This is a genomic window from Actinomadura rubrisoli (assembly GCF_004349215.1).
Lineage (GTDB): Bacteria > Actinomycetota > Actinomycetes > Streptosporangiales > Streptosporangiaceae > Spirillospora > Spirillospora rubrisoli.
The window spans coordinates 1-11,109 of sequence record NZ_SMKU01000312.1; the positions used below are offsets into that span (position 1 = coordinate 1).

Genomic DNA, 11,109 nt, shown 5'->3' on the forward strand with positions numbered 1-11,109 from the left:
CCTACCCGGACCCCGCCTCCCCGGACCCCGGCTATCAGGACGGGGCGTACGCGGAGGGCGGCTACCAGGAGGCCCAGTACGCGGACGCCTCCTACGCGGACTCCCAGTACACGGATCAGCAGTACGCGGATCAGCAGTACACGGGCGCCCAATACGCGGATGCGCAGTATTCGGACGCCGAGTACGCGGGTGACCCGTACGCCGACCAGCAGTATGCGGACGCCCCTTATGGCGAGCAGCAATACGCGGAGGCCGCCTACGAGGAGCCCCAGCGCCCGGCTCCCCGGCGCCGTCCAGCCAAGAGCGCCAAGGCCAAGAGCGCCAAGAGCGCCAAGAAGGCCGGGCGGAGTGGGCGGGCTTCGCGCCCGGACCCGCAGCGGCCCGAGCGTGGTCCGCGGCCGCCCGGACGGGGGGCGGGCCTGGTCGGGCCGAAGCTCTACTTCGGGGCCGCCGCCGCGCTCGCCGCGATCGTGCTCATGGCGGGGGCCGCCGTGGTCCTGGGCGGCGGGGACGGGTCCGCCGCGCATCCGGCGCCCGCCGCCGCGCTGGGCAGGCCCGCCACGAGCGGCCCGTCGCCCGCCTCCTACTCCAGCTCGCCGTCGTCCGCCGCGTACGCCGCGATCAGCGCCCGCACCTCGGACGCGGCGCCGCTGACGATCGGCGAGGCGTTCCCGGAGTCGTCCGCGACGGTGTCGGTGCCCGGCGGCGGCGTGCGGCTCACGCTGCGGGCCAAGCGGCTGGACGGCGACTGCAACGCCGCCATCTGGGGCGCGACGGTCGCGGCGGACCTGAGGCGGGGCGGATGCACGCAGGCGGCCCGCGGCGTTTACTCCGACACCGGGCGCGGGTACGGGCTGGCCGTCGCGGTGTTCAACCTGGCCGGGTCGGCGGACGCCGACCGGTTCGTGGAGACCCTGGACCGCAGCCGCGGCGGCGGCTTCGTCCGGCCGCTGGAGGGCTCCGCCGCGTCGGCCTCGTTCGGGCAGGGCTTCGGGATGGCGCGCGGCCTGGCCCAGGGCCACTACGCGGTGGTCGCCTGGGCGCGGCGCCTTGACGGCAAGGGCGATGAGACGGACGAGACGCTGCTGTCGCTGCTGATCGAGGGCGGCAAGGCGCCGTCGGTCCTGGGCCGCGCGGCCGCGGCCGCCGACTGAGCCCCGGCCCGCCGAGCCGCCGCCCGCCGAACGCCGCCCGCTGAGCGGCCCGCGCTGAGCGACGGCCCGCTGAGCGGCTGCTCACCGGCCCGGCGGCGCGCCTTCCGGAGCCCGTGGCCCGGCGCGGACGTTTCCGGCATGTTTCCGTTTTTCACGGTAAACATCGTCTCCCGGTGATGATCCTCACCGAGGTCAGCGCCCTGGGCTCGGAGCGGCGGCCGGTATCCTGGTCTAAACCAATCAGAGATGACGCACAGGCGATCGCCGCGGAGAAGTTTCGCGATCCGGTGCAGTCGGGCATGATCCCGGCAGTGATGTAATCTCATCTCACCGCAGCAGGGCCAACGTCGTCCCGGGACTGCACTGACATCAAGCAGTGACACGACGAAGACGACGGGAGGGTTGATGGCTGCTGCTGCCCTCACACCGGGCCACCCCCATCCCCAGGGGCTGTACGACCCGGCGAACGAGCATGACGCGTGCGGGGTCGGCATCGTTGCCGACCTGCATGGCCGCAAGAGCCACGACATCGTCCAGAACGCCTTGACCGTCCTGAAGAACCTGGACCACCGCGGGGCCGTCGGAGCGGAGCCGGACGACGGCGACGGTGTCGGCATCCTCGTCCAGATCCCCGACGCGTTCTTCCGCGAGGTCTGCGACTTCGCGCTCCCCGAGGCCGGCGCGTACGCCGCCGGCATCGCCTTCCTGCCCGCGGACGGCGGCGAGCGCGCCGCCGCGGTCGCCCACGTCGAGACGCTCTGCGTCGAGGAGGGCCTGGCGGTCCTCGGCTGGCGCGGGCTGCCGCACGACCCCGACTTCACCGGGCCCGCCGCGCGGCGGGTCATGCCGGACTTCGCCCAGCTGTTCGTCACCCCGGCCGAGCGCGGCCCGCACGAGGGCAAGACGGGCCTGGAGCTGGACCGCGCCGTGTTCTGCATGCGCGAGCGCGCGGAGCAGGACGTGCGCGTCTACTTCCCGAGCCTGTCGAGCCGGACGATCGTCTACAAGGGGATGCTGACGACCCCGCAGCTGGAGCCGTTCTTCCCCGACCTGTCGGACCGCCGTTTCACCAGCGCGATCGCGCTCGTGCACTCCCGGTTCTCCACCAACACCTTCCCCGCCTGGGAACTGGCCCACCCGTACCGGTTCATCGCCCACAACGGCGAGATCAACACGGTGAAGGGCAACCGGAACTGGATGCGGGCGCGCGAGGCGCTGCTGAGGTCCGACCTGATCCCCGGGGACCTGTCCCGGATCTACCCGGTGATCGACATCGAGGCCAGCGACACCGCCTCGTTCGACGAGTGCCTGGAGCTGCTGCACCTCGGCGGGCGGTCGCTGCCGCACGCGGTGCTGATGATGATCCCCGAGGCGTGGGAGAACCACACCGAGATGGACCCGGCCCGCCGGGCCTTCTACGAGTTCCACTCCACCCTCATGGAGGCGTGGGACGGCCCGGCCAGCGTCAGCTTCACCGACGGCACGCTCGTCGGCGCCGTCCTGGACCGCAACGGCCTGCGCCCCGGCCGCTATTGGGTGACCGACGACGGCCTGGTCGTGCTGGCCAGCGAGGCCGGCGTGCTCGACATCCCGTCGGGGAAGGTCGTCCGGAAGGGCAGGCTGCAGCCCGGCAAGATCTTCCTCGTGGACACCGCCGAGGGGCGGATCGTCGAGGACGACGAGGTCAAGGCCGAGCTGGCGGCCGAGCACCCGTACGGGCGGTGGCTGCACGAGGGCCTCGTCCGGTTCGAGGAGCTGCCGCAGCGCGAGCGGGAGATCCCGACGCACGAGACGCTGGTCAAGCGGCAGCAGACGTTCGGGTACACGCTCGAAGAGCAGCGGATCATCCTGGCCCCGATGGCGCGGACCGGCGCCGAGCCGATCGGGTCGATGGGCACCGACACCCCGATCGCGGTGCTGTCGGAACGCCCGCGGCTGCTGTTCGACTACTTCAAGCAGCTGTTCGCGCAGGTCACCAACCCGCCGCTGGACGCGATCCGCGAGGAGCTGGTCACCTCGCTGCAGTCCACCCTCGGCCCGGAGGGCAACCTCCTGGAGCCGGGCCCGGACTCGTGCCGGCGGCTGGTGCTGCCGACCCCGATCCTGGACAACGACGAGCTGTCGAAGATCATCCACATTGACGACGAGGGCTCGCTGCCGCACCTTCAGGCGCACGTCGTGCACGGCCTGTACGAGGTTGCCGGCGGGGGAGCGGCCCTCCGGGCCCGCCTGGAGGAGATCAACTCCGAGGTGAGCCGGGCCATCGACGCCGGCGCGCGGATCATCGTGCTGTCGGACCGCGGCGCCGACTCCGCCCGCGCCGCGATCCCGTCGCTGCTGCTCACCGGCTCCGTCCACCATCACCTGATCCGGGAGAAGACCCGGACCCGGGTCGGCCTGGTGATCGAGACCGGCGAGGCCCGCGAGTGCCACCACATGGCGCTGCTCATCGGGTACGGCGCGTCCGCGATCAACCCCTACCTGGCGATCGAGACCGTCGAGGACCTCGTCCGCGGCGGCGCCATCGAGGGCCTGGAGCCGGCGAAGGCCGCCCGGAACCTGGTGAAGGCGTTCGGCAAGGGCGTCCTGAAGGTCATGTCCAAGATGGGCGTGTCGACGGTCGCGTCCTACACCGGCGCGCAGATCTTCGAGGCGATCGGGCTCGGCGAGGAGGTCGTGGGCCGCTGCTTCACCGGCACCACGTCCCGGCTCGGCGGCGTCGGCTTCGAGGTGCTGGCCCGCGAGGTCGCCGAGCGGCACCGCCGCGCCTACCCGCCGGGCGGGAACGAGGCCGCGCACCGCACGCTGGAGATCGGCGGCGAGTACCAGTGGCGCCGCGAGGGCGAGCCGCACCTGTTCAACCCGGACACGGTGTTCAAGCTCCAGCACGCCACCCGCACCCGCCGCTACGAGATCTTCAAGGAGTACACCTCCACGGTCGACGCGCAGGCCGAGAAGCTGATGACCCTGCGCGGGCTGTTCCGGCTCAGGGAGGGCGACCGGGCGCCCGTGCCGATCGACGAGGTCGAGCCGGTATCGGAGATCGTCAAGCGGTTCTCCACCGGCGCCATGTCGTACGGCTCCATCTCGGCGGAGGCCCACGAGACCCTCGCGATCGCGATGAACCGCCTCGGCGGCAAGTCCAACACCGGCGAGGGCGGCGAGGACCCGCGGCGCTTCGTCCCGGACGAGAACGGCGACCTGCGGCGCAGCGCCATCAAGCAGGTCGCCTCCGGCCGGTTCGGCGTGACCTCCGAATACCTCACCAACGCCGACGACATCCAGATCAAGATGGCCCAGGGCGCCAAGCCCGGCGAGGGCGGGCAGCTGCCCGGCCACAAGGTCTACCCGTGGATCGCCAAGACCCGGCACTCCACCCCGGGCGTGGGCCTGATCTCGCCGCCGCCGCACCACGACATCTACTCGATCGAGGACCTGGCGCAGCTCATCCACGACCTGAAGAACGCCAACCCGGCGGCGCGCGTGCACGTCAAGCTCGTCGCCGAGGTCGGCGTCGGGACGGTCGCGGCCGGGGTGTCCAAGGCGCACGCCGACGTGGTGCTCATCTCCGGGCACGACGGCGGCACCGGCGCCTCGCCGCTCACCTCCCTCAAGCACGCCGGCGCGCCCTGGGAACTCGGCCTCGCCGAGACCCAGCAGACGCTGCTGCTCAACGGGCTGCGCGACCGCATCGTCGTGCAGACCGACGGGCAGATGAAGACCGGCCGCGACGTCGTCGTCGCCGCGCTGCTCGGCGCCGAGGAGTTCGGCTTCGCGACCGCGCCGCTGGTGGTGTCGGGCTGCGTCATGATGCGGGTCTGCCACCTGGACACCTGCCCGGTGGGCGTCGCCACGCAGAACCCCGTCCTGCGGCAGCGGTTCACCGGCCGGCCCGAGTTCGTCGTCAACTTCTTCGAGTTCGTCGCCGAGGAGGTCCGCGAGTACCTGGCGGCCCTGGGCTTCCGCTCGCTGGACGAGGCGATCGGGCACGTGGAGCTGCTCGACACCCGCGAGGCCGTCGAGCACTGGAAGGCGTCCGGCCTGGACCTGGCCCCGATCCTGCACGCCCCCGAGCGCGCCGCGGGCGCGGCCCTGCACCGGGTCGCCGAGCAGGACCACGGGCTGGAGAAGGCCCTGGACAACACGCTGATCCAGCTCGCCGAGGGCGCCATCGCCTACGGCGACGCCGTCCGGCTGGAACTGCCGATCCGCAACGTCAACCGGACGGTCGGCACCATGCTCGGCCACCAGGTGACCAAGCGGCACGGCGGCGCCGGACTGCCCGACGACACCATCGACGTGACGTTCACCGGCTCGGCGGGCAACTCGTTCGGCGCGTTCGTGCCGCGCGGCGTCACGCTCCGCCTCGTCGGCGACGCCAACGACTACGTCGGCAAGGGCCTGTCGGGCGGCCGCCTGACGCTGCGGCCCCCGGCGGACGCGGCGTTCGCGGCCGAGGAGCAGATCATCGGCGGCAACGTCATCCTGTACGGCGCCACCTCCGGCGAGCTGTTCGCCCGCGGCGTCGTCGGCGAGCGGTTCTGCGTCCGCAACTCCGGCGCGACCGCCGTGGTCGAGGGCGCCGGCGACCACGCCTGCGAGTACATGACCGGCGGCCGCACGGTCATCCTCGGCCGCACGGGCCGCAACCTCGCGGCCGGCATGTCCGGCGGCATCGCCTACGTGCTGGACCTGGTGCCCGAGCGGGTCAACGGCGAGATGGTCGACCTGGAGCCCCTCGACGAGGACGACCTGCGGTTCGTCCGGTCGCTGGTCGAGCGGCACCTGGCCGAGACCGGCTCCGAGGTCGCCCGGCGGCTGCTCGGCGACTGGGACGGCGCCGCCGCCCGCCTCACCAAGATCATGCCGCGTGACTACCGGCGCGTCCTGGAGGCCATGGCCAAGGCCGAGGCCGAGGGACGCGACGTCGACGAGGCCGTCATGGCCGCCGCGCAGAGCTAGAGAGGGGGACTTCCTACATGGCTGACCCGAAGGGTTTCCTGACCGTCCAGCGGGAGCTCCCGAAGCGCCGCCCGGTCGACGTGCGCATCAGGAGCTGGTCGGAGGTCTACGAGGACTTCGGCAAGGACCGGCTGGAGAAGCAGGCGAGCCGCTGCATGGACTGCGGCATCCCGTTCTGCCACCAGGGCTGCCCCCTCGGCAACCTCATCCCCGAGTGGAACGACCTCGTCCACCGCAAGGACTGGCACGAGGCGATCGAGCGGCTCCACGCCACCAACAACTTCCCGGAGTTCACCGGGAGGCTGTGCCCCGCCCCGTGCGAGAGCGCCTGCGTCCTCGGCATCAACCAGGAACCGGTGGCCATCAAGCGGGTCGAGGTCGAGATCATCGACCGGGCGTTCGCGGAGGGCTGGGTCCGCCCGCAGCCGCCCGCCGTCAAGACCGGCCGGAAGGTCGCGGTGATCGGCTCCGGGCCCGCCGGGCTCGCCGCCGCCCAGCAGCTCACCCGCGCCGGCCACGACGTCACGGTGTACGAGCGCGCCGACCGCGTGGGCGGGCTGCTGCGCTACGGCATCCCCGAGTTCAAGATGGAGAAGCGGCACCTGGAGCGGCGCATCGCCCAGATGCGCGCCGAGGGCACCGACTTCCGGACGTCGGTGAACGTCGGCGTGGACATCACCGCCGAGGAGCTGCGCGGCCGCTACGACGCCGTCGTGCTCGCCGGCGGCGCCACCGCCTGGCGCGACCTGCCCGTCCCCGGGCGGGAGCTCAAGGGCGTCCACCAGGCGATGGAGTACCTGCCGCCCGCCAACCGGGTGCAGGAGGGCGACTTCGCCACGTCCCCGATCTCCGCCGAGGGCAAGCACGTCGTCGTCATCGGCGGCGGCGACACCGGCGCCGACTGCGTCGGCACCGCGATCCGGCAGGGCGCCGCCTCGGTCACCCAGCTGGAGATCATGCCCCGGCCGCCGGAGACCCGCTCCGACGCCCAGCCGTGGCCGACCTACCCGATGCTGTTCAAGGTCGAGAGCGCCCACGAGGAGCTCGCCGAGCTGGGCGGCGACCGCGTGTACGCCGTCTCCACCACCGCGTTCGCCGGCGACGCGGACGGCAACGTCCGCGCGCTGCGGCTCGTGGAGGTCGGCGGCCCGCAGACCGGCTTCGCGCCCGTGGAGGGCACCGAGCGGGAGATCCCGGCCGAGCTGGTCACGCTCGCGATGGGCTTCCTCGGCCCGCAGCGCGAGGGCCTGCTGGACCGGCTCGGCGTCGAGCTGGACCAGCGCGGCAACGTCGTCCGCGACCGCGACTACCGGACGACGGTGGACGGGGTGTTCGCCGCGGGCGACATGGGCCGGGGCCAGTCGCTGATCGTCTGGGCCATCGCCGAGGGCCGCGCCGCCGCGCACGGGGTCGACGCCTACCTCAGCGGCCGCACGGAACTGCCGTACCCGATTCCGCCCACCGCGCGTCCGATAGCCTGATCCGTGGTTGTTCGTCCGCCGTGCCGCCGGTGTCCCGCCGGCGGCGCGGCGTCGTCGTGTACAGGGGGAACCGAATGCCGACCCGCCAGATCGAGGTGACCACCTGGTACCTGGAGCAGCTCAGTTCCGACGAGCTGCGCCCGGCCAGGGCACCGGAGGTCCAGTTCGACATCGTCCGGGCGGAGATCCCGAGCCCCGAGCTCAGCCGCTACCTCTACACCGCCGTCGGCGGCGACTGGTACTGGACGGACCGGCTCGGCTGGTCCCACGACCAGTGGCGCAACTGGCTCTCGCGGCCGGGCGTGGAGACCTGGGTCGCGTACGTGCGCGGCACCCCGGCCGGCTACGTGGAGCTCGACCCGCAGCCGGACGGCCACGTCGAGATCACCTGCTTCGGGCTCGTCCGCCCGTTCATCGGCCAGGGGATCGGCGGCCGCCTGCTCACCGTCGGCACGTCCCGCGCCTGGGACCTGGCCGACCGGTGGGACGACCGCAAGCCCACCGAGCGGGTCTGGTTGAACACCTGCTCCAACGACGGGCCGTCCGCCCTGCGCAACTACCAGGCGCGCGGCTTCCGCGTCTACGACGTCACGGTCGCGACCGGCACGTTCGGCCACAACCCGCCGGGCCCCTGGCCCGGCGCCCGCTGAGCCGGAGCGCCCGGCCGCGAGCGCCGGAACAGCGCTCCTGTGCCACCATCGGGACATGGGAACCGCACCCCCCACCAGGCCGTCCACGCTGGACACCGCGCTGCTGCGGCAGCTGCGGCTCGCCAAGGACGCCATGGACCGGGAATGGGCCGAACCCCTCGACGTCGCCGCCGTCGCCGCCCGCGCGGGCTACTCCCGCTACCACTTCGTCCGCCTGTTCCGCGGCGTGTACGGCGAGACGCCCGGCCGCTACCTCGCCAGGCGCCGGATCGAGCGCGCCCAGGACCTGCTGCGCTCGGCCAACCTGACCGTCACCGAGATCTGCATGCTCGTCGGCTTCAGCAGCCTCGGCACGTTCTGCACCCGCTTCAAGGAGCTGACCGGGACGACCCCCACCGAGTTCCGCGCGCGCGCCCGCCGCACCGGCGCGCCCCCGATCCCCGGCTGCTTCCTCATGTTCTGGGCGGGCGGGTTCGCCCCTGGACGCCAGACGGGCGAACGGCCGGGGAGCGGCCGGGGGCAGCAATTTTCGAGAAGGCCACCGGACGCCCCGCCCCCTAGCGTGACCAGCGGGAACCATTCCCGAGACGCCCCTGAAGACGTCCGCCACGAGGGAGCACGAACATGATCACCGGCCTCCGCCTGACCACCGCCTGGGTCCTGGACCAGGACTCGGCCAAGGAGTTCTTCGTCGGCAAGCTCGGCCTGGAGCTCCGCGACGACACCTCCCTCGGCGAAGGAGGGATGCGCTGGATCACCGTCGGCGCCCCCGACCAGCCCGACCTGAGCCTCGCACTCATGATCGCCGGCCCGCCCTCGCTGGACCCCGAGTCCGCCGAACAGCTCAGGGCCCTGATCGCCAAGGGCGTCCTCGGCGCCGGCGCGTTCAGCACCGGCGACTGCCAGGCCGCCTACGAGAAGCTGACGGCCCGGGGCGTCACGTTCGTCCAGCCGCCGGAGCGCCGCCCGTACGGCATCGAGGCCATCTTCCGCGACGACTCCGGCAACTGGTACAGCCTCACCCAGCCCTTCGACGAACTCGACGAGACCGCCTCCTGGGGCGACTGCGGCACCTGACCGTCCCCGCCGCCCGAGCGCGACCGGATGAACCGGCGGACGAACCGGCCGGACCGAAACGCCGTCCAGAATGGGCCCGGAGCCCCCGCGCCCGCACGCCGAGCGCCCGCGCCGCCCGCGTCGCGTCCACGCGGGGGACCGCCCCTGATCACAGAAGACCATGATCGGCGTCCCGTCCGGAACCGAGCCCCCGCCGGCCATGGCCACCGCCCGCCGCGCGACGGCGGGCGCAGACGTCCCCCTTGTGCTCGGACGCGGCCGTCGGCTACTTTCCGCCAGAAGTCACAGCGGCGCGCCGACCGGGCCGCCGCTGCGACGACGCGGCGGTTCGACGGCCCCGCATCGCCGCGCCGCCCGCGGTCCACGGCTCACCGTGACATCGCACGCGGGACTCAGGGGCCCGGCCACCCACCGCTGGGGTGGCCGGGCCCACCCATTGCCCCGGCGCCGCCCGCGTCCGATTCCTACAAGACCCGCTCTCCAGCACCGCCCTACCGTGGTGGCATGAAAGTCCTCCAAGCCACCGACCTCGCCCGAGCCGAAGAGTTCATGCGGCTCAACGGCCGCCTCCTAGACCGCCACCGGTTCGCCCTGCACTTCCGCGCAGGACCCGCCGCGCCCGTTCTCGCCGCCCTCAGGCCCTACGAAAACCCGGACGGCGGATACGGCCACGCACTCGAACCCGACCTGCGCGGCGAAACCAGCCAGCCCGTCCCGGCCCAGCACGCCCTGGACTTCCTCCACCAGGCCGGCGCCGACGACGACCCCGCCGTAGCGCGCATCGGCGACTACCTCACATCCATCACCGCCGACGACGGGGGAGTGCCGTTCGTCCTGCCGTCCGTACGGGACGCCCCGCACGGCCCCTGGTGGCAGACACCCGACAACCCGCCGGGCAGCATCAACCCCACCGGAGCCCTCGCCGGCAGGCTCCACCGGGCCGGAGCCGACCACCCCTGGCTCGAACCCGCGACCGCGTTCTGCTGGAACCACCTGGAGAACGGCTCCACCGAACCCGGCCCCTACGACGCCCTGTCCATCCTCGCCTTCCTGGACCACGTCCCCGACCGCGACCGCGCCGAGACCGCGTTCACCCGCATCCGCGACGCGCTCACCGCCGTCCTCGCCCCGTCCGTCGAGGACGGGCACCACTCCCCCCTCGACTTCGCCCCCGCGCCCGAAGGATTCGGCCGCCGCCTCTTCACCGCCGACGTGATCGACACCCACCTCGACGCCCTCATCGACGCCCAGGGCGACGACGGCGGCTGGGACGTCGACTTCCTCATCTGGACGCCGATCACCCGACCCGAATGGAGGGGCTACATCACCGTCGAACGGCTCAGGACGCTCCAGAGCTACGGGCGGCTCAAGGGCTGACCCCCAGGCGGAGAGAACCCCGAAAGAGCCGTCCGGGCCTCACAGCAGATCGCGGAGGGGCTCGCCCGCCAGATCCCGCACCTCGTGCGCGAGATGCGCCTGATCGGCATAACCCGCCGCATACGCGACATCGGCGAGCCCCACCCCGGCACGCGCCATGCCCAACGCCCGCTGGAAACGCAACACACGCTGCAACATCTTCGGCCCATACCCGAACGCCGCCAGCGAACGCCGTCGCAACTGCCGCTCGCCCAGCCCCAGATCGTCCGAGACCTCCCGCACCGACCGCCGCGCCAGACCCGCCATCACAGCGGGCGCCAGCGGATCGGCCGGCCCGGCGGCGGCCGCCCGCCCCGCCACCCCTGCCTCTTATACCCATCTCCGAGCCCACCAGACACTGAGCGACCT

Annotated in this window: 9 protein-coding genes; 8 read left to right on the plus strand and 1 reads right to left on the minus strand. The window is 72.7% G+C overall.

The window, feature by feature from the left end:
• The 8 genes from E1298_RS48735 to E1298_RS37050 form a co-directional block, all read left to right on the plus strand.
• The coding region (locus tag E1298_RS48735; protein ID WP_165975858.1) for a hypothetical protein at positions 1-1,154 on the plus strand (1,154 nt) is incomplete at its 5' end.
• Between the two features lie 173 nt (positions 1,155-1,327).
• On the plus strand, positions 1,328-1,474 hold the full coding sequence (locus E1298_RS48740) for a hypothetical protein (RefSeq protein WP_165975859.1): 147 nt from the start codon (positions 1,328-1,330) through the stop codon (positions 1,472-1,474).
• Between the two features lie 85 nt (positions 1,475-1,559).
• Positions 1,560-6,116: a glutamate synthase large subunit gene (gltB, locus tag E1298_RS37025; protein ID WP_131901774.1), complete on the plus strand. Its 4,557-nt coding sequence runs from the start codon at positions 1,560-1,562 to the stop codon at positions 6,114-6,116.
• A gap of 17 nt (positions 6,117-6,133) precedes the next feature.
• A complete protein-coding gene (locus tag E1298_RS37030; RefSeq protein ID WP_131901776.1) occupies positions 6,134-7,597 on the plus strand; it encodes a glutamate synthase subunit beta in 1,464 nt (487 codons plus the stop codon).
• A gap of 74 nt (positions 7,598-7,671) precedes the next feature.
• The gene (locus E1298_RS37035; protein WP_131901778.1) at positions 7,672-8,247 is read left to right on the plus strand and encodes a GNAT family N-acetyltransferase; all 576 of its coding nucleotides are present in this window, start codon (positions 7,672-7,674) and stop codon (positions 8,245-8,247) included.
• A gap of 55 nt (positions 8,248-8,302) precedes the next feature.
• The gene (locus tag E1298_RS37040; protein WP_131901780.1) at positions 8,303-8,875 is read left to right on the plus strand and encodes a helix-turn-helix transcriptional regulator; all 573 of its coding nucleotides are present in this window, start codon (positions 8,303-8,305) and stop codon (positions 8,873-8,875) included.
• A complete protein-coding gene (locus E1298_RS37045) occupies positions 8,872-9,324 on the plus strand; it encodes a VOC family protein (RefSeq protein WP_131901782.1) in 453 nt (150 codons plus the stop codon). Before E1298_RS37040 ends, E1298_RS37045 begins: the two co-directional genes overlap by 4 nt.
• A gap of 504 nt (positions 9,325-9,828) precedes the next feature.
• Positions 9,829-10,701, plus strand: a complete 873-nt coding sequence (locus E1298_RS37050) for a hypothetical protein (RefSeq protein WP_131901784.1) — start codon at positions 9,829-9,831, stop codon at positions 10,699-10,701.
• Between the two features lie 39 nt (positions 10,702-10,740).
• Here the strand turns inward: E1298_RS37050 and E1298_RS37055 are convergent, their stop codons facing one another.
• Positions 10,741-11,061, minus strand: a complete 321-nt coding sequence (locus E1298_RS37055; RefSeq protein ID WP_131901786.1) for a helix-turn-helix domain-containing protein — start codon at positions 11,059-11,061, stop codon at positions 10,741-10,743.
• Between the last annotated feature and the right edge of the window lie 48 nt (positions 11,062-11,109).